Here is an 18,063-nt window from a genome sequence, read left to right on the forward strand (position 1 = left end):
CAACGCGCAAAAACCAAGACTTGCGTGAAAAGTCTAGATCACGCTTCGCCCGAACCCTCATCCGCCCTTCGGGCACCTTCTCCCAAAGGAAGAAGGAAGGGTGCAGCAGCTAATGACCACCGCCGCCGCGAATCGTAACGGCCGGATCCAGTCTCTCCAGCGCTGGCCCAAGCTGGGTTTCGCCAGTGGCATCGATATCCTGCTTGCTATACGAACGGCCCGCGACCGGCAAGCATTCACCCGGCTTGGCCTTGATCAGGCTGCCGGTATCACGGATGCAATTACGATCGCCCGGTTTGAGCGGCGAGCGCGGCACGGTCTTGGCCGGTGCGGACGCTTGCTGATCCGCTTGAGGCGCGCTTTGCGGTGCAGCGAATGCCACGGTCACCATACCAGCCGCCAGAGCTGCGCAAATAACCCGTTTGAACATGGCAAACCTCCTGCTCGCAAATGGGGGAAAAGAGCGAGCTACGTAGGTAAGACCATGCTGATACCAGCTTAGGTTCATCGCAAGGCCTATTTTACTGGAACGCGTTCAGATGGCTGAACAACGATGCGCCTAGCGCTATGCTGGACAACCTGCCATTGATCGAAGCTTATGCGCACCATCCGCATCCACGTCGACCAGCCGCTGACGCCTGCCGCCACACTGAGCTTGCCTGTGCAAGCCGCGGAGCACGTGGCGCGCGTGCTGCGCATGAATGCGGGGGACGCACTAACCGTTTTCAACGGCGATGGCTACGACTACGTAACCACGATCGTGAGCGTCGGCAAGCGCGATGTAGTCGTCCACATCGACGGCTGCGAAGAAGTTGCGAATGAATCACCGCTGCAACTTACGTTGGCGCAAGGTGTTGCGCGTGGCGAGAAGATGGATCTGATCGTGCAGAAAGCCACTGAACTGGGTGTTGCGCGCATCGTGCCCTTGTTTACCGAACGCTCCGAAGTAAAGCTCGATCCCGCCCGCGCGGAAAAACGCCTACAGCATTGGCGCGCGGTGGCTGCCAGTGCGTGCGAGCAAAGCGGTCGCGTACGCCTCCCCGAAGTGATGCCTGCGCAACCACTGCAAACCTGGCTGGAAGGTCTTGCCAATGATGGCGCCCAGCGTCTGGCGTTGCTGCCCGAGGGTACTCAGCGAGCGCGTGAAGTGCGCTTCAGCGAGTCAGGTGGCTTGCTGGTGGTGGGACCCGAAGGCGGCTTAGGCGAGCGCGATGTTGCGGCACTGCGCGAAGCTGGCTTTCGAGGGCTGCAACTAGGGCCGCGCATTTTGCGCACAGAAACTGCGGGATTGGCCGCGCTGGCTGCGTTGCAAGCGTTGCACGGGGATTTGTAGGTTGGGTTAGCCCAGCGTAACCCAACAACAATGGCCTGAAATTGTTGGGTTACGTTGCGCTAACCCAACCTGCATGATCTAGGCAGTAGAAATCAGCTCGCCTGACGCAGCAACTCGGTCACCTCGATCTCGATACCTTCGAGATCCGGAATCACTGCAATGTCATCGCGCACCAGCACCTGCGCTTTCACGCCGCGCGGCAATGGCTTGCCATCATGCGTGGGAATGATCAGCTCGGCGTTGAGTGTGGTCAGGCGCGGGAAACCTTGCGTGACCACCGCAACGAACGGCACGTCGGGATTGTCGCCAAGCGCCTTGAGCACAGCCACACGCACGCTGAGTTCGGTGTCGCCTTCCTCGGCATTGGCCAGCTTGGTGAATGACACCAGCGGCACGCGCCAACCACGCCAAGCAATGCGGCCGAGCAACCACTCAGGGGCGCCGGCAACGGGTTCGGGGGTGGCGAAGGTGATCACTTCGGCCACGGTCGCATTCGGCAGCAGCAGGCGCAGATTGCCTACTGGTACCAGCACGCAGCGGATTTCGCGGGGTAACGGCTGTTCACTCATCGGAAGTCCTCCACCAGCCGCACCGCCAATTCCTGCGGCGAACCGGAAAAGCTGGCCAGGCGTTCGGCCATCACGCCGTTGACCATGTCTGTGTAGTGATCGCTGAAGGCCGCTTCCACCCACACCTGCCCGCCACGATCATGGATGGCTTGTGCGCCAGCCACGGCATCGGTGGCTTGGCCGGCGAACACGATCGCCAGTGCGTCACGCCCAAATACGTTCGCCGCCATCGTGAAGCTGCTGTCGATGGAGGGCAGCATGCCACTGACGTCATCGTTCGCGGCACTGAGTTCCACGCGACCGTCGCGAGTGATGCGCACCTGCTGCCCACGCGGCACCACCACGACTTCGCCATTGCGCGCGCGCATACCCGTAGCGGCAACCTTGATCGGCAAGCTGCAACGTGTGGTCAGTGATGCAATCAACGGTTCCAATGCATCCCGGCTGTGATGCTGGGTGAGCAGGATCGGCATTTTCAGATTGCCCGGCAGTGCGCCGAGGAAAGTCGCCAACGATGCATCGCTGTCACGCGCTGCACCGAGTACGAGCAAGTTCGCGAACGCGGAATCCAGCTCCTGCAGATGCGACTCGACTGGCACGTATTCGTCCTGGGGCGCGATAGCTTCTTCCATCGACACCAGTTCCAGGCTCATACCCGGCTCGACCGGCGACTCGTGTTCCAGAAACTCGACATCGGGTGCCAGATAGTCCGACGCGCTGACTTTCTCGATACCGAACGCCTTATCGCCCGCGGGTGGCGTCGCCGCATGATCATCCTCCGCCATGAAGCCCCATTCCGGTGCGACAGGCGAGGGTGTCTGTTGGGCAAGCGTCGCCTTTTCGATCACCGGCGGGGTGAACTCCTCGTCAAGCGAAGCGAGCGAGAGGTGATCCAGGTTGATGTTGAACGCTGGGGCCTGCATACGCGCCGGCTCCGGTTCAGGTACCGGCGCAGGAGCGAATCCAGGCGACGTCGGAATGTCATCGTGATTGATGTTGAACGTCGGCGCTTCCATCCGAGCCGGTTCCGGTACGGCTGCGGGCGCGAACGCAAGCGAGGTCGGAATGTCATCGTGCGCAACAGGCACGGCGTCGTCATGCCAACTGAAATCGCCGTCGTGCAGCGGCTGCAAATCCTCTTCCGCCTTGAATTTCAGCGAACCGAATTCGTTTTCCGGCTCGTGCGGCGCTTCGTCGGACGCCAGCAGCGCTTCCAATTCAGCCGCCAGTGTTTCGGACGAGGCCGGCGCGGCAGCAACTTCCTCGTGCACCAGCGATGTGTCTACGATGGGTTCGTGCGCCGCGGGAACTTCCGCCACCGGCTCAGGCAGTGGTTCCAGTTCGGGCTCCGGTTCGAGCAGCGGTTCTACAACGGGCAGTGCAGCGGCGGCAGCCAGTGGCTCGGGCTGTGGTTCCACCGCAGCAGGCATCACCGGCGTCACGGGTACTTCCACCGCACGCGCATGCTCTGGGCGCGGCGGATCAATGGTGTCGCTCTTGAGCGTTTTAGCGGCCAGATGGCGCGCCCACCGCGCACGATCCCAGCCGTCCAGGCCACGACTGGCCTGCGCATCGTTGAAGACGACGGGAATGTCGCCGGCAGCGACCAGCTCATAGATCAGGTCAAGCGCGGCGTCGTCCACCGAGTCGTCCAGATTCACCACCAGCACGTTCACGCCGGCTTGCCGCAGTTTCACTACGTCGAAGCTGCTGACCGGACCTTCGTGCGCAATCCGAGCACCGTGCTCGGAAAGTGCGGTGCGCAGATGACTTCCCAACTCCACGTCATCGAACAGCAGCGCTACCGCAACAGCGTTATTGCTCATTCACCGGCTCCTGCGCGTGTTGCTCCAGTACTTCGCTGATTTGAGCCAGCAACTCGGCTTCTTGATACGGCTTGCCGAGATAACGTTCCACACCGATGTCGAAGGCGCGCTGGCGATGCTTTTCGCCGGTACGCGAGGTGATCATGATGATCGGCACGTGGCGCAGGCGCGGATCGGCCTTCATCTGCGTCGCCAGTTCGTAGCCGTCCATGCGCGGCATTTCGATGTCGAGCAGCATCAGATTCGGCACGCGTTCGTGCAGTTTTTCCAACGCGTCGAGGCCGTCCTTCGCGGTTTCCACTTCGTATTCGTGGCGTTCGAGCACGCGGCCGGTGACCTTGCGCATGGTGATCGAGTCGTCGACCACCATCACCAGCGGGCGCAAGCGTTCTTCTTCGATCACCGGCGCGACGGTGGCGTAATGCACGCCTTCGGCCAGGCGCTGTTCGCGACGGGCCAGGCCATGACGCACCAGCGGCGCGAGGTCGAGAATCACCAGCACCGAGCCATCGCCCATGATGGTCGCACCGAGGATGCCGGGCACCGAGCTCACTTGCGGGCCGACCGACTTCACCACGATTTCGCGCGAACCGATCACGGCGTCGACGCGGATGGCGGCACGCAGTTCACCCGAACGAGTCAGCAGCAACGGCAGCTGTTCTTCATCGCCCATGCCTGGGGTCAGGCCAAGCAGGCCGGCCAGGTCGTGGATGGCGTAATCCTCGCCGTTGTAATCGAACTGCGGATTTTCTTCCACCAGACGCTGTGACAGCTCATCTGGACTGATGCGTGCAACACCCTGTACCGAGGTCATCGGGATGGCGAAAGTGGATTCGCCGATGCGCACCAGGATCGCCTGCGTCACCGCGAGGGTGAACGGCAGTCGCAGCACAAAGGTGGTGCCTTCGCCCTGACGCGACTCGATCGCGAGCGAACCGCCCATTGCCTTGATCTCGCTGGCCACCACGTCCATGCCCACGCCGCGGCCGGCGAGCTGGGTGACGGTGCTGGCGGTGGAGAAACCGGTCAGGGTGATCAGCGAGAGCAACTGGTCGTCGAACAAGCGTGTATCAGCGCGAATCAGCCCACGCTCGATCGCACGCTTGCGAATCGCCTCGCGGTCCAGGCCGCGGCCGTCGTCGCTGACGCGGATCACCACCTCGGTGGCTTCGCGCGCCACGCGGATGCGCACTGCGCCCTCTTCCGACTTGCCGGACGCGCGGCGCGCTTCCGGCGTTTCGATACCGTGCGCCACGGCGTTGCGCAGCATGTGCTCGAACGGCGCCTTGATGCGGTCGAGCAGGTTGCGGTCCATTTCACCGTGCGCGCCTTCCACGTACAGCTGCGCGCTCTTGCCTTCTTCTTGCGCGGCCTGACGCAGCGTGCGGCGCAGGTTCGGCACCATGGTGTCGAACGGCAGCATGCGCGTGCGCAACAGACCTTCCTGCAGTTCCGAACTTACGCGGGACTGCTGGATCAGCAGCGTTTCGGCCTGACGGGTGAGATCGTCCAGCATGCTCTGGATCGACACCAAGTCCGACACCGATTCGGCCAGCGCACGTGAGTACTGCTGCAGCTGCGAGAAGCGGTCCAGTTCCAGCGGATCGAACACCGCCATGCCCGCTTCGCGATGCTCGCGCTGGAAGCGCGCGATGATCTGCGCTTCGGTTTCGATTTCGAGCATGCGCAGCTGGCTGCGCAGACGCGATACGGTCTGTTCAAGTTCGACCAGGTTGAAGCGGTAGGCCGAAACCTGCTGCTCCAGACGCGAACGGTAGATCGCTACTTCGCCCGCGTGATTTACCAGGCTGTCCAGCAGTTCCGCACGTACGCGAATCTGTTCCTGCGCGGTGCGGCCTGCTTCTTCGGCCTGCGCGTCGTTTTCCGCGGGCAGCAGCGAAGGCAGTTCCAACGCGCTGACTTCCGGAGCCGGCGCTGCTGCAACGGGCGCAGGAGCGGGCGCTTCGGCAACGGGGGCTTCTTCGGCAACGAGTGCTGACGCTTCATGCGCCTGCGTCTCGTGCACGTCACCGCCCGTCAGGCGCGCGATCATGGCATGCGGATAGGCAATGGCCTTGCCTTGCGATACGCGCTGCACGAGGCCATGCATTTCGTCGAACGCAGCTTCAAGCGTGCCGATCAGCGAACCGGTCTTCTGCGGGTCGATGCCATGCGAATGTTCGAGCAAGCTTTCCAGCGCGTGGCTAAGATCGCCCACCGGTGTGACACCGGCGATGCGCGCGCCACCCTTGAGGGTGTGCAGCGCACGCAGGAGTCCGGCCATGTGTGAAACATCGGTCGGCTCGGCATGCCATTTCGCGAGCGTGCCGTCGGCGTCGTCGAGAATCTCGCGCGCTTCTTCGCTGAAGATTTCCAGCAAATCCGGGTCGATGTGGTTGAAGCTCATCAGCTCGCCGGCCGGCACGCGTTCTGCCGGCTGACGTTCGATCGTTTCCTGTTGCGGTGCTTCAGCGACAACAGGTTCTTCGTGATGCGGCGCCTGTACGACCGGCTCTTCCACCGGCTGCTCGATCTCATGCTCGACGGCTTGATGCTCGATAGCCTGATGATCGACAACTTCGGGCTCGACCACTTCAGGTTGAGCCACTTCTGGCGCAGCCGCTTCCGGCTCGGCCACAGTCGGTTCTTCGAGCATGGTCTCGCTGACGAACGCATGCACGGGTTCTTCGTGCGCCGGTTCTTCCACCGGCTCGTTCGCCGCTTCGAAACCAAAGTCGAGATGATGTTCGATCGCGGCTGGTTCTTCGGCCGCTTCCTCGCTAACAGCGTGGTGACCGGTGTCGAGCGCTTCGAGGCTGGCGAGAAGTTCCGCGAAATCTGCGTCCTGCGCGCTGGGTTCGGGCTCGAGATGCTGCAGCACGGGCTCGGGCTCAGCTTCGCCAGGACCTTCCGCGGCGAGCGCATCGAGCAACTCGGCGGTGTAGTCCTCTCCCGCGATGGCGGGCGATTCGACAAACGGTTCCGCAGTCGTCTCGACCGGCGTTTCAACCGTTGGCTCTTCGGCCGCAATGTGCGCTTGTTCTTCGGGTTCGACCGGCTCGGCCACGCGCACCGGCTCGAACGACACCGGCTCGACGGCGTGCGGCTCGAACACCACGTGCGCCATCTGCGGTTCGGGTTGGTGATCGCGCAGCTCGGTGAGGCGCGTGATCAGCGCGGTCGCATCCGGCAACTGCGGATGTGGCGTGTCGAACTGGGCCATGACTTCATCGACGACGTCGGCACTCTGGCGCAGCAGGCTCAAGCCTTCGAGCGAGAGCGGCTGACCGGCTGCGCGCAAGCGCTTGAGCAGGCTTTCCAACGGCGACAGCAGCTGGATCAGCAGCGGAATGTCGACCATCGCGATGGCGCCATGCAGGGTGTGCACGGCGCGCAACAGACCGTCTTCGACCGGCAGTTCGCCCTTGGCGAAAGTCACTGCATTGCGGATGGTTTGGAGGTACTGCGCCACTTCGCTGCGCAGGATTTCCAACAGCACCGGGTCGACCGGCGGCAGCACCGGCGCTTCCATCGCCATGACGGCGGGAATGACCGGCTCCTCGATCGGCTGTGCAGCAGCAACCGAGTGATCGGTGTGCGTAGCGGTCGGAATCGCATCGGTCGCTACGCGTGGCACGCGGCGGCGTACCACATGCCGCACAGTCTGCGTGCCCGTGGTGAGGAACTGCGCCACATCGGCCTGCTCGCCGGCGGAGAGATGATCGGCAGCCTGCATGATCGCGCTGAGCGGCACGGTCGGCACGGTGCCTTCCTTCAGCATGGAATACAGCTGGGGCAGTGCCTCGATGGCGTGACCGACCAGCGCCTGTACGCCGCTGTGCGCCTGGATGCTGCCGTCCAGCACGCGATTGAGCATGTTCTCCACGCGCCAGGCGAATTCGCCCAGCACGGCGGCGCCGACCAGGCGGCCCGAACCCTTCAGCGTGTGGAACGAACGGCGGATCGACGTGAGCTCGGACAGCTGCGCCGGATCCGTCATCCAGGTCTGCTGCGCATGGCGCAGGTTGCTGATCTCTTCCTGCATTTCCTCCAGGAAGATGTCGCGGATGTCGTCGTCGATGCCTTCGGTGCTGGCCTGGAAGCCGGCCGTGAAGGCCAGCGGATCGACGCCCGAAACCTGTTCCTCGATTTCCTCTTCGATCTCGACCCAGTCGCTACTTTCCTCAGCCGCATGCGTGTACGCGTGCGGTTCGGTTTCGACCAAGTGCAGACCGGTGACGTCGTGCGCAGCCGGTACAGGCGTTTCGCTGCTGCCGACGAAGAGCGCTGTGGCGTCTTCGCCGTGCGCGACCGTGACCGACTCGTTGAGAGCGGGTGCGGATGCGGGTACTGGCGCAGAGACGGCCTCCACCGGCGCAGCTGCCGGTGCGTGTATCTCCGGCGCGCTTTCCGGTGCTTCCTTGGCCTCCGGCGGAGGCCAGTAGCCCAATCCACCCAGGCTGTGCTCGGCGACGTCCAGGACATGTTCGAGCCCACCGCGATGTTCACGCGCAGCTTCGAGGTAATACTCCAATGCGGCGATCGCGTCGGCCAGCTGATCCATCTGCGCACTGCTGGGAATGCGCTTGTCGATGCACAGCTCGTTGCCGATGAAGCGGCCCACGCCTTCGGCGATCTCCGCCGAGCGCGGCGAAGACAGCATGCGCATGGCGCCGGCCACTTCGTCCATCATCGCCGGCAAACCATCGAGCTGTTCGTGCTGCCAGCCGGATTCGACGAACGCGACGATGCCGTTCTTCACCTTGCCGGTGTTGCCCACGGCCTCGTTCATCAGCGTGGCAAGAATGTGCCGCGCCTCGCTGCGCGGCAGCATCGAGACCTTTTGTTCTTCCTCGTGCACGTTGTCCGCGCCAAGGCTTTCGATGTGATCGTCCAGCGACGCTTCCACATAGAGCAATGCGCCGGCCACGTCGAGCAGCGATTCCTCATCGGGACTGCGCATGCGATTGGCGACTTCTTCCAGCACTCGACGCTGTTCGTTCACCACGCGGCGCGGCACGTTCAGCGCGAGCATCCCGAGCGTATCGCCGACGCGTTCCAGCACTTCGGCTTGCGCACCGAGTTGCGCCGGATCGGCATCGTTCTGGCGCAGGAACAGATCCAGCGCTTCCTTCACGCGCAGCAGATCGTCCTTCAGCGCGCGCGCCACGGAGTCGAGCAAGGCGCGGTTATGCCCGGCCATCGACCCGCGAGCATGTTCCAGCTCGGTGGCATCGGGCATCAGGTTGTCGAGGTTGTATGTCTGCGCCAGCAGCGCCATCTGTTGGCTGCGTTGCTTGGACTGCGCCACGATGTACAGCAGCTTGCGCGCCAGATCGTCGGAGTCACCGCCCTGCATGGCGTCTTCGCCCTGCTCGATCAGTTGGCGGATGCTGCGATCGACCTTGCCGATCAGCTGCCGCACGTCGGCGGCGTAGCTCTTGAGCATGCCCTGATCGAGGCCTTCCAGCACACCGGAGGTGATCCACCACAGGCGACGCCCCGGCACGGTGCTACAGCGAGCGCCGATGGCAGCAAGCGTGTTGCGCATGCCGGCGAGTTGCTGCGAGCCACCTTGGCCGCGGAACCAGGCCAGCAATTGCTGCTGGAAGCGCAGGCGCAATTCGTTGATTTCGGTCTTGCGGCGCTGCACGTCGACAGCCGCAGCGGCCACCGGTGCCTGCGGCGGCAGCGGGGTATCCAGATTAGGCGCGAACAGAGCCGCTTCGCTCAGCGCTTCCTGCTCACGGCTGGCGCGCAGTTCGTTCAATAGCGGCAGCAGCACCACCGGTACGTCGCGGTGACCGCTGGAAAGGCGTTCCAGATAATCGGGCAGCTGCATCAGGCCGCGCATCAGCGCGGCATAAGCGTCTTCGCGGTTGCGTACGTGGTCTTCGAGCAGCGAGATGGCGAGTGTCTCCATCTCCTCGGCGACCATCGCGGCGCCATACAGCTCGACCATGCGCAAGGTGCCTTGCACCTGATGCAGGTTCTCGGCGCAGTTGCGCATGACCTGGCGCTCGCCGGGATTGTCCACGTAGGACTCAAGCGCCTGTCGCGCGAGCGCAAGCGTCTCGTCAAGCTCAGGCTTGACCCACTGGAGCGTGGTGAAATCGATGTGGTCTTGAAGTCTCATGCGCCCCCCTCAGCGGCTGCGCTCTTGGCGCTTTGACACAACCGTCGAGGTTGCCCTCTTGTAGATGCCTAATAACACCCGGCCTAATAACAGCAGGTCCAGTAACACCGGTCAGCCCGGCAGCTTGAAGTGCGCCACCGAGCGGCGCAGGTCGCTTGCCAGTTGCGCCAGGTAGCCAATCGATTCGGCCGTTTGGCTTGCGCCTTGCGACGTCTGCGAGGTGATTTCCTGAATCGCATTCATGGATTGGGAAATATCCGTCGCGGCGATCGACTGCTGACGCGCAGCGGCGGAGATGTTTTGAATCAGTGCGGACAAGTCGTGCGATACGCGCTCGATGTCGCCCAGTGCGCTGCCGGCGTCCTCGGCCTTGCGGGCACCTGCCACCACTTCGGCGGTGGTCTGTTCCATCGAGTTCACCGCTTCGTTGGTGTCGGACTGAATCGTCTGCACCAGCGTTTCAATTCGCTTCGTGGCGCTCGCGGAGCGTTCCGCGAGGCGCTGCACTTCGTCCGCCACCACCGCGAAACCGCGGCCCGCTTCACCCGCCGAGGCTGCTTGGATAGCCGCGTTCAAGGCGAGGATGTTGGTCTGTTCGGCAATGTCGTTAATCAGTTCCACGATGGAGCCGATTTCCTGCGAGGATTCACCCAGTCGCTTAATACGCTTGGACGTTTCCTGGATCTGGTCGCGGATCGAGTCCATGCCGGAAATCGTCTCGCGCACCACCTCGGCACCGCGGGAAGCGATTTGCACCGAGCGCTCGGCCACGTCGGCCGATTCGGCGGAATTCTTCGACACATCGTCCATCGACGTCGCGATCTGGTTGATCGCGGTGGTCGCCGTGCTGATGCGGTGCGCCTGCGCTTTCGCGGCGTCGGCCAGATGGCGTGCGGTAGTCTGCGTTTCCTGCGCCGAAGACGACACCTGCTCGGAGGTTTCGTTAATCGTCGTCACCAGGGTGCGCAACTCGTCGATAGCGTAGTTCACCGAGTCGGCGATCGCACCCGTGATGTCTTCGGACACGGTGGTCTTTACGGTCAGGTCACCTTCGGCGAGCGAACCCATTTCGTCCAGCAGGCGCATGATGGCCTCCTGGTTACGCTGGTTGAGTTCGGTACTCTCGCGGAAGCGGCGACGCTGGTCGGTCACCAGTTGGAACACCAGCAAGACGGCGAAGGCCACGGCGCCAAGCGCACCGACCACGCCCCAGCCCACGTTCGGGAACAAACGACGCACGGGAAGCTGGCCAATCTGTTCGGCAAGGTCGTTCGCGCGCAGCAGCACGTTCTGCGAATCCAGCGAAGCCTGGTTGCCGGCGCTCTTCACCACGGCGAGGTTGCTGGCCGCGGCCACGAGCTTGGAGACTGGATCGCTCAGCTTGTCCCAGTCGCCCTGCATCTGCGAAAGAATCTTGCGACCGTTCGCATCGCCCAGCTGCTGCACGCCCATGCTCTGGTTGCCTTGCAGCAAGCCCTTGAGCACTTCGCCGTAGCTCTGCGCGTCGCGCGACAGGCCGTCAGCGGAGGCCTGTGCCGATTCACCACCCTGCAGCACTTCCTGCACGCGGCGGATGATACGGTCGGCCAGCAACATCTGACGCGAAGCGCCAAGCATTTCGTCCGCGCTGCTGCCCTTGCGCTGCTGCAGGATGTTGACCACCTGCTCCATGTTGGAGTTGAGCAGCGGCAACTGCTTGGACAGATCGTCCGCGCGCTGCGTCGAATCGAGCACGACCGCCTTGTTGGAAAGGATCTTGCCGATATCGCCGTCGAGCTGTTTCCACGCATCGGCCAGCTTGCTGACGGAACGGCCGGTGGGCGTGGCGTTCTGGTCGGCATAGGGCTTCATGCCGGTCTTGGTGTCGCCGTTGACCAGGCGCTGTGTGGCCGAATCGATCGCGTCGCGCGCGTTCTCCAGCTCAGCGAACGAATCGGGGTTACCGCCGGAAGCTTCCAGCGCGTACTTGGCCGTCTGCTGCGACAACACCTGGATCTGCGTGGTCAACGCAATCGCCTGGCGGTCTTCGCCGTTCTTGAGGTTGAGTAATACGAAGTCGATCGCCGCGAAGCCGATCGAAACCACCAGCAATACGATGAGGATGGTGTATCCCCTTTCCTTGCCGACGCCCCCTGTAGTGCTCATGATCTTCACCTCATCCGTCTACTGCACCGGCACGCCAACGCGTGCCAGTCAAGAATTTCCGAAGCTCTCGCCCCGCTCCGGGCGCAACCCGTGCCGACAACAACCGCTTCATCAGGCAGCTGCCTGGCGAAAATCGGGTGCACGAACCAACTTGCCCATGCTGAACAGCGCCAGGCGCTGTCCGTCCACTTCCACGCGATCGTCGACGAAACGCGTCAGGCGTGGATCGTCTTCGCGCTCGGCATCGCGGCGTTGTTCCGCGTCCACCGTGCGCTGTCCGAATACTTCATCGACCAGTAGCGCCACGCTGCCGGCACCCTGGCGCACCACCAAGAGGCGTGCGCGCTCGGAATGCAGCGTGCGCTCGCTGAACAGGAAGCGCGCCATGTCCACCACCGGCATCAGGTTGCCGCGCACGTTCGCCACGCCCAGCAGCCACGGCTTGGTACCGGGCACGGGGGTAAGCGTGGGCACGGCCAACAACTCGTTGATCTCTTCGATGGCGCTTACAAACAGGTAGCCGCCGGCGCGATAACCGATGCCACGCCACAGACCGGGCGCTTCGAAACGCTCCTGCGTACCGGACGCGTGCGCCAGTGAAAGCCGTTCGTAGCGGGCCAGGATCTCGAAGGGCGACTGGGCGACTGCTACCGTCATTTCAGGCAGCCTTCGGCAGCAGTTCGTTGATGCATGCCAGCAGGTCCTTCTCATTCACCGGTTTGGTGATGAAGGCCTTGGCGCCCTGCCGCATGCCCCACACACGGTCGGTTTCCATCGACTTGGTGGTGATGATCACGATCGGCACGCTGGCGGTGGCCGGGTCGCGCGTGAGCGTGCGCGTCGCCTGGAAACCGTTCATGCCCGGCATGATGACGTCCATGATGACGAGATCCGGCCGTGTGGCGCGCACGCGCTCGATGCCGTCCTCCGCATTGTTGCAGGAGTCGACGCGATGCCCTGCCCGTTCGAGCATGGTGGAAAACACGCGCACGTCCGTGGGCGAATCGTCGATGATGAGGATGTTGGCCACAGCTCCCCCTTCAGAGCTCTTCTTCACAACCTTTAAACCGTGCTGGCGACATGACGGTGGATGGCACCAAGCAGTTCATCGCGTGTGAACGGCTTGGTGAGGTATTGCTCCGCGCCGACAATGCGGCCACGCGCTTTGTCGAACAAACCGTCCTTCGAGCTCAGCATGATCACCGGCGTCGAACGGAATTGCGGATTGTTCTTGATCAGCGCGCACGTCTGATAGCCATCCAGCCGCGGCATCATGATGTCCACGAAAATGATGGCCGGTTTCTGGTCGGAAATCTTAGCCAACGCCTCGAAGCCGTCGACGGCGGTAAGCACCTCGCATCCTTCTTTCTTGAGCAAGGTTTCCGCCGTGCGGCGGATGGTCTTTGAGTCGTCAATGACCATGACCTTCAGACCAGCCAGGCCGTTCGTAGCTACGTTCAAGTTCACTTAACCCCCCTGCTGCCTGCCCCAGGCTCAGGTATGTCATCCCGCACGCGGCAAACGGCCGCCCGCCGAACGCTGATAAAAAATTCCTGCTGAAACGCTTTTTGGGCGCCCGATCTTTGTCGGGCACTCCGTCGTTGCTGTTTACTGCCTGGGCGGTCTTCCGTCAAGGAAAAAACGTTGTGGCGGGGGCGTTTATCACCAAAATCGCGAACACAAATGTGAAGAAAGACCTATAGAGATACCTTCCTGACAAGAGAGTGTCCCTGCCCGGCCGGGTTTCGCGCACACCACCCTTGTGGCCTCCCAATCACCTCGGCGAACATGCACGCCCCACCCGCTACCGGAACCGCCATGCCCCGTTCGGTCGCTGTGCTGATGGATCCCATCGGCAGCATCAAGATTGCCAAGGACACCACCTTCGCCCTGCTTTTGGAAGCCCAGCGCCGCGGCCACCGGCTGCACTACATGGAACAAGGCGACCTGGCCTTGCGTGATGGCGCACCGTGGGCGCGATTGCGCCCATTGAGTGTGAAGGATGACCCTGCCGGCTGGTACACCCTTGGCGAAGCGCGCTGGACCGATCTGCGCGAAATAGGCACCGTGCTGTTGCGCAAGGATCCGCCGGTCGATGCCCAGTTCGTCTACGACACCCTGGTCATGGACGTGGCCCAACGCGATGGCGTGCAGGTGGTGAACGATCCGCGCGCACTGCGTGACTGCAACGAGAAAGTGTTCGCCATGCACTTCCCGCAGTGCATGGCACCGACCCTGGTGGCACGCGATCCGGCCGAGCTGCGCCGCTTCGTGGCTGAGCACGGCGACGCCGTGCTCAAGCCGCTGGATGGCATGGGCGGACGTGGCATCTTCCGTGTGCAGTCGGGTGACAAGAATCTCAACTCGATGCTGGAAACCCTGCTCGTCGGCGACTCGCACGGCCATGGCCGCCACTTCGCCATGGCGCAGAAATTCATTCCGCAGATCAGTGCGGGCGACAAGCGCATCCTGATGATTGACGGTGAACCGATACCCTACGCACTGGCGCGCATCCCGCAGGGCGACGAATTCCGCGGCAACCTTGCCGCCGGCGGACGCGGCGAAGGCGTGCCGCTTTCCGACCGCGATCGCTGGATCGCGGCCGAGATCGGTCCGGAATTGCGCCGCCGCGGCCTGCGCTTCGTGGGTCTGGACGTGATCGGCGACTACCTGACCGAGATCAACGTCACATCGCCGACCTGCGCGCGCGAACTGGACAAGCAGTTCGGGCTTAATATCGCCGGATTGCTATTTGACGCTCTCGAGACCAGGTCCGCGTGAATGCTGTAGCCCGCCGCCCCGGCGATAACAAGATCGGGGCCACTTTTGTTTTTTCGCTGCTGGTTCACGGCCTGCTGCTGTTCGGCATCGGCGTCAGCTATGTGGTGACGCGTCCGGCCCTGCCCACACTCGACGTGACGCTGGTGAACGTCGCCAACAGCGAGGCGCCGGACAAGGCTGATTTTCTCGCCCAGGCCAACAACAAGGGCGGTGGCGAAAGCGACAAATCGCAACGCCCTTCACAGCCCTTCTCCGGCCTGCTGCCGATGCCCAGCCAGGGCACGGCCGTGCAGCCGGTGCAGGCCGCGACGCCCTCGCCGCAGCAAGCCACTGATCAACGCATGCTCACCACCACTGGGCAAGCCAGCTTCAGCGTCAACAGCGACACTGCCAAGAACGCACGGGATACACCGGACACCACCGCGGATGAAGCCCGCATCGAACAACAAGCCGCGCAGCTCGCCGCGGAATTGCGCCAGCAATCGCAGGCCTATGCGAAGCGGCCGCACAAGAAATTCATCTCCGCCAGCACCAAGGAATACGCCTATGCCGCCTACATGCGCGGCTGGGTGGATCGCATCGAGCGCGTGGGCAATCTGAATTACCCACAGCAAGCCCGCGACCAGCAACTGCACGGCGATGTGATTCTCACCGTGGGCCTGAATCGGGATGGCAGCATCCATGACATCGACGTTACGAAAAGCTCAGGCTACAGCGTCATCGACAAAGCGGCGATCGCGATCGTGAAACTATGCGCGCCGTTCCCGCCGTTGCCACCGGACAGCAAGGAGAAGGTGGACATCCTCTACATCACGCGCACCTGGGAGTTCCAGCCGGGCGACGTGCTCAAGACGCGCTGAACGCATCGCTCCGCGTAGATTGGGATGCAAACCCAAGCATCACCATGCCCGTCGACATCACACAAGCTGCCGCACGCCTCAACCCGTCCCGCTTCCGCCCATGACGGCTTCGTAAAATGCTCCGGCGCATGACGCAATAACAGTGCTGTAACACCGTCGAGCGCGATACTGGCGCATCGGCTGGTACCAGCGATGTTGGGGCTTGCACCCCAACCACCCTATTTGTTTGCCGCAGACGCGACCACGCACAGCGCATACAATGGCCACCATGCAGACCAAGTCTCCCCCGACCCTCGCCGGCCAGTTCCTGATTGCAATGCCCAGCCTGACCGAACCACCGTTCTCGCGCGGCGTAGCTTTCATCTGCCAGCACGATGAGGACGGCGCAGTGGGGCTGCTGGTGAACCAGCTTTCCGAATACCGTTTCGGCGACGTGCTGGCGCAGATGAAGCTCGACTGCAAGGACCCTGAACTCGCCGACGCGCCGGTGCTGATCGGTGGCCCGGTACAGCAGGAGCGCGGCTTCGTACTGCATCGCGAGCACGGCCACTGGGAATCGAGCTATCGCATCAACGCGGACTGGTCGGTGACGACTTCGCGCGACATCCTGGTCGCCATGGCATCGGGTGACGGCCCTCGTCTGGCGCTGATGGCGCTCGGTTACTCGGGCTGGGGTGCCGGTCAGCTCGAGCAGGAACTGAAAGACAACACGTGGCTCACCGCCGAAGCAAGCGAGCGAGTGATCTTCCACACCCCGTTGGAAGAACGCTGGAGCGCCGCCGCCGGACTGGTCGGCATCGACCCGCTGCAACTCCCCGGCTACGCGGGCCACGCATGAGCTGCGTCTTCGGCTTTGACGTCGGCAGCAAGCTTATCGGCGTCGCGGTCGGCAATCGCATCACAGCCAGCGCCCGCGCCATCGCCACCATTCCGATGCGCGACGACATGCCCGACTGGGCGACACTCGATGCCTTGCGCGGTGAATGGTTGCCCGAGAGCTTCGTGGTGGGATTGCCGCTTACACTCGAAGGTGAAGAACAAACCGCCAGCAAACGCGCACGCCGCTTCGCCGAGCGCTTGCACGAGCGCTATAGCATGCCCGTGGATCTGGTGGACGAACGCCACAGTTCGCGCGAAGCCGCGCAGCGTTTCGCCCAAGCACGCTCCGCCGGCTTGAAGCGTCGCCGCGATGCCACACAGCTCGACGCGGAAGCCGCCGCAGTGATTCTCGAACGCTGGTTACATCAAGCCGCATAAGATCCTGATTATGGTCTCGGCGTGGCCCACACCGAGGCCATAATCAGGCTCTAACAACAACAGTCAAAAGACCATCGCCATGATTTCACGCCTGCGCCACCTCACCACCCTGGAAAATCTGTCGCGCGATTGCATTGAGCGACTGCTGGACCGAGCCATCATCATGCGCGACGCCTGCGCACACGGCACGCGCAAGCTGGATCTGCTCAACGGGCGCACCATTCTCAATTTGTTCTTCGAGCCGTCTACGCGCACCCGCACGTCATTCGAGCTGGCCGCACGCCGCCTGGGCGCGGACGTGATCAATTTCGACATCGGCTTTTCCTCCACCGCCAAGGGCGAGGAACTGTTCGACACCTTGCACACGTTGGAAGCGATGCATCTGGACGCCATCATCGTGCGCCACAAAGTGTCGGGCACACCAGACGAACTAGTGCGCCATGCCATGAGCGGTGTGTCGGTGATCAACGCCGGCGACGGCAATCGCGCGCACCCCACGCAAGGCCTGCTCGACGCGTTGACCATCCGCCAGCATCGGCCGGATTTCAGCCAGCTCATCGTGGTGATCTGCGGCGACGTGAAACATTCGCGTGTCGCCCGCTCGGATGTGCATGCCTTCACCCGGCTTGGCGCGCGCGAAGTGCGTCTGTGCGGCCCTGCCTCGCTGATGCCGGACCAGAGCGAATTCCCCGCCTGCAAGTTCTACGACAACTTCGACGATGCCATCGAAGGCGCCGATGTGGCCATCACGCTTCGCCTGCAGAAAGAACGCATGGCCAGCATCGAGCTGCCCGACGAAGCGGCCTATTTTCGTGAATACGGGCTCGACGCCCGCCGCCTGGCCAAGGCCGCGCGCGGTTGCCTGGTGATGCATCCGGGCCCGATCAATCGTGGTATCGAAATTGCCCCCGAAGTCGCCGACGGTCCGCAGTCGCGCATCCTCGAGCAGGTGGGTAACGGCGTGTTCGTGCGCATGGCCGTGCTGGGCGAGATGCTGGCGCGATAAGAGGCCACACTTAGGTTGGGGTGCAAACCCTAACGTCGGCGTACACGCGCACATGGCCATGTTGGGGTTTGCACCCCAACCCACGACCTGTCGCCATCGAAACGGGAAATGGCGCGCTGCAACCACAGCGGCAACACGCCAAAGCAGGCA

General features: G+C 63.0%; 14 protein-coding genes. 6 read left to right on the forward strand and 8 right to left on the reverse strand.

Annotation, left to right across the window (positions count from 1 at the left end):
- Positions 1–109 precede the first annotated feature (109 nt).
- Positions 110–430: a hypothetical protein gene (locus tag QQJ86_RS18405; RefSeq protein ID WP_284322417.1), complete on the reverse strand. Its 321-nt coding sequence runs from the start codon at positions 428–430 to the stop codon at positions 110–112.
- A 168-nt stretch (positions 431–598) separates the two neighbouring features.
- Here QQJ86_RS18405 and QQJ86_RS18410 point away from each other — a divergent pair, with 168 nt between their 5' ends.
- Complete coding sequence (locus tag QQJ86_RS18410) at positions 599–1,333, forward strand: 16S rRNA (uracil(1498)-N(3))-methyltransferase (RefSeq protein WP_284322418.1); 735 nt, start codon at positions 599–601, stop codon at positions 1,331–1,333.
- A gap of 92 nt (positions 1,334–1,425) precedes the next feature.
- Here QQJ86_RS18410 and QQJ86_RS18415 read toward each other — a convergent pair whose 3' ends face one another.
- From QQJ86_RS18415 to pilG, 7 genes are all read right to left on the reverse strand, one after another.
- A complete protein-coding gene (locus QQJ86_RS18415; protein ID WP_284322419.1) occupies positions 1,426–1,902 on the reverse strand; it encodes a chemotaxis protein CheW in 477 nt (158 codons plus the stop codon).
- The gene (locus QQJ86_RS18420) at positions 1,899–3,728 is read right to left on the reverse strand and encodes a chemotaxis protein CheB (protein ID WP_284322420.1); all 1,830 of its coding nucleotides are present in this window, start codon (positions 3,726–3,728) and stop codon (positions 1,899–1,901) included. The genes QQJ86_RS18415 and QQJ86_RS18420 overlap by 4 nt, the downstream gene beginning before the upstream one ends.
- Positions 3,718–9,864 carry an Hpt domain-containing protein gene (locus QQJ86_RS18425; protein WP_284322421.1) on the reverse strand — a complete coding sequence of 2,049 codons (6,147 nt, stop codon included), beginning with the start codon at positions 9,862–9,864 and terminating at the stop codon, positions 3,718–3,720. Before QQJ86_RS18425 ends, QQJ86_RS18420 begins: the two co-directional genes overlap by 11 nt.
- 111 nt (positions 9,865–9,975) lie before the next feature.
- On the reverse strand, positions 9,976–12,009 hold the full coding sequence (locus QQJ86_RS18430) for a methyl-accepting chemotaxis protein (protein WP_284322422.1): 2,034 nt from the start codon (positions 12,007–12,009) through the stop codon (positions 9,976–9,978).
- 111 nt (positions 12,010–12,120) lie between these two features.
- Positions 12,121–12,666: a chemotaxis protein CheW gene (locus tag QQJ86_RS18435; protein ID WP_284322423.1), complete on the reverse strand. Its 546-nt coding sequence runs from the start codon at positions 12,664–12,666 to the stop codon at positions 12,121–12,123.
- A 1-nt stretch (position 12,667) separates the two neighbouring features.
- On the reverse strand, positions 12,668–13,039 hold the full coding sequence (locus QQJ86_RS18440) for a response regulator (protein ID WP_284322424.1): 372 nt from the start codon (positions 13,037–13,039) through the stop codon (positions 12,668–12,670).
- Between the two features lie 32 nt (positions 13,040–13,071).
- Positions 13,072–13,431, reverse strand: a complete 360-nt coding sequence (gene pilG / locus QQJ86_RS18445) for a twitching motility response regulator PilG (protein WP_188795642.1) — start codon at positions 13,429–13,431, stop codon at positions 13,072–13,074.
- 396 nt (positions 13,432–13,827) lie between these two features.
- On the opposite strand from pilG, the gene gshB reads away from it, so the two are divergent.
- The 5 genes from gshB (at position 13,828) to QQJ86_RS18470 (ending at position 17,913) form a co-directional block, all read left to right on the forward strand.
- On the forward strand, positions 13,828–14,790 hold the full coding sequence (gshB, locus tag QQJ86_RS18450; RefSeq protein ID WP_284322425.1) for a glutathione synthase: 963 nt from the start codon (positions 13,828–13,830) through the stop codon (positions 14,788–14,790).
- Positions 14,787–15,650: a TonB family protein gene (locus tag QQJ86_RS18455; RefSeq protein ID WP_284322426.1), complete on the forward strand. Its 864-nt coding sequence runs from the start codon at positions 14,787–14,789 to the stop codon at positions 15,648–15,650. The genes gshB and QQJ86_RS18455 overlap by 4 nt, the downstream gene beginning before the upstream one ends.
- 259 nt (positions 15,651–15,909) lie before the next feature.
- A complete protein-coding gene (locus tag QQJ86_RS18460; protein WP_284322427.1) occupies positions 15,910–16,488 on the forward strand; it encodes a YqgE/AlgH family protein in 579 nt (192 codons plus the stop codon).
- Complete coding sequence (gene ruvX, locus QQJ86_RS18465; protein ID WP_284322428.1) at positions 16,485–16,907, forward strand: Holliday junction resolvase RuvX; 423 nt, start codon at positions 16,485–16,487, stop codon at positions 16,905–16,907. The genes QQJ86_RS18460 and ruvX overlap by 4 nt, the downstream gene beginning before the upstream one ends.
- A 79-nt stretch (positions 16,908–16,986) precedes the next feature.
- Positions 16,987–17,913: an aspartate carbamoyltransferase catalytic subunit gene (locus QQJ86_RS18470; RefSeq protein WP_284322429.1), complete on the forward strand. Its 927-nt coding sequence runs from the start codon at positions 16,987–16,989 to the stop codon at positions 17,911–17,913.
- The last annotated feature ends 150 nt before the right edge of the window (positions 17,914–18,063 follow it).

Origin of the sequence: Dyella acidisoli, from assembly GCF_030160295.1 — a bacterium.
GTDB classification, from domain to species: domain Bacteria; phylum Pseudomonadota; class Gammaproteobacteria; order Xanthomonadales; family Rhodanobacteraceae; genus Dyella_B; species Dyella_B acidisoli.

Excerpts from the sequence above, each read along its gene's own strand:
- QQJ86_RS18405 (WP_284322417.1), bottom strand. The coding sequence starts at position 430 with ATGTTCAAACGGGTTATTTGCGCAGCTCTGGCGGCTGGTATGGTGACC.
- QQJ86_RS18410 (WP_284322418.1), top strand. The coding sequence starts at position 599 with ATGCGCACCATCCGCATCCACGTCGACCAGCCGCTGACGCCTGCCGCC.
- QQJ86_RS18415 (WP_284322419.1), bottom strand. The coding sequence starts at position 1,902 with ATGAGTGAACAGCCGTTACCCCGCGAAATCCGCTGCGTGCTGGTACCA.
- QQJ86_RS18420 (WP_284322420.1), bottom strand. The coding sequence starts at position 3,728 with ATGAGCAATAACGCTGTTGCGGTAGCGCTGCTGTTCGATGACGTGGAG.
- QQJ86_RS18425 (WP_284322421.1), bottom strand. The coding sequence starts at position 9,864 with ATGAGACTTCAAGACCACATCGATTTCACCACGCTCCAGTGGGTCAAG.
- QQJ86_RS18430 (WP_284322422.1), bottom strand. The coding sequence starts at position 12,009 with ATGAGCACTACAGGGGGCGTCGGCAAGGAAAGGGGATACACCATCCTC.
- QQJ86_RS18435 (WP_284322423.1), bottom strand. The coding sequence starts at position 12,666 with ATGACGGTAGCAGTCGCCCAGTCGCCCTTCGAGATCCTGGCCCGCTAC.
- pilG (WP_188795642.1), bottom strand. The coding sequence starts at position 13,431 with ATGGTCATTGACGACTCAAAGACCATCCGCCGCACGGCGGAAACCTTG.
- gshB (WP_284322425.1), top strand. The coding sequence starts at position 13,828 with ATGCCCCGTTCGGTCGCTGTGCTGATGGATCCCATCGGCAGCATCAAG.
- QQJ86_RS18460 (WP_284322427.1), top strand. The coding sequence starts at position 15,910 with ATGGCCACCATGCAGACCAAGTCTCCCCCGACCCTCGCCGGCCAGTTC.
- ruvX (WP_284322428.1), top strand. The coding sequence starts at position 16,485 with ATGAGCTGCGTCTTCGGCTTTGACGTCGGCAGCAAGCTTATCGGCGTC.
- QQJ86_RS18470 (WP_284322429.1), top strand. The coding sequence starts at position 16,987 with ATGATTTCACGCCTGCGCCACCTCACCACCCTGGAAAATCTGTCGCGC.